Source organism: Paraburkholderia sp. SIMBA_053 (genome assembly GCF_046534895.1).
Lineage (GTDB): Bacteria > Pseudomonadota > Gammaproteobacteria > Burkholderiales > Burkholderiaceae > Paraburkholderia > Paraburkholderia caledonica.
Genome location: NZ_JAWRXU010000352.1, coordinates 1 through 317, shown reverse-complemented (window position 1 = coordinate 317; position 317 = coordinate 1). Strand labels below are relative to the sequence as shown.

Sequence of the window (317 nt, the reverse complement as noted above, 5' to 3'; positions counted from 1 at the left end):
GCGCCATCTGATCGTTCGCCGCGAACACCGCCGTGACCCCAGAGTCGCGAACCGCCTCGACCGCCGCGTACCCCGATCCGGCCGACCAGTCCCCCGCGATCACGGGGCCCGGCGTCAAGCCGCGAGCAGCGAGTTCCGCGGCGAAACCCTCGGCGCGCGACTCCGCCTCGAGCCAGTCCGCAGGTCCCGCGAGATGCGCGATGCGGGTGTGTCCGGCATCGGCGAGTGCGGCCAGCCGGTCGGAGAGCACGGTGTCGCTGATACCGGCGACCGCGCGGCGCAGTGCCACGAACGTCGAGGGGCCGCCGCCGAGTGAC

Annotated in this window: 1 protein-coding gene; it reads right to left on the bottom strand. The window is 73.8% G+C overall.

Annotated features, from left to right (window positions below):
* On the bottom strand, positions 1-317 hold a 317-nt coding region (locus SB753_RS35960), incomplete at both ends, for a substrate-binding domain-containing protein (RefSeq protein WP_410804862.1).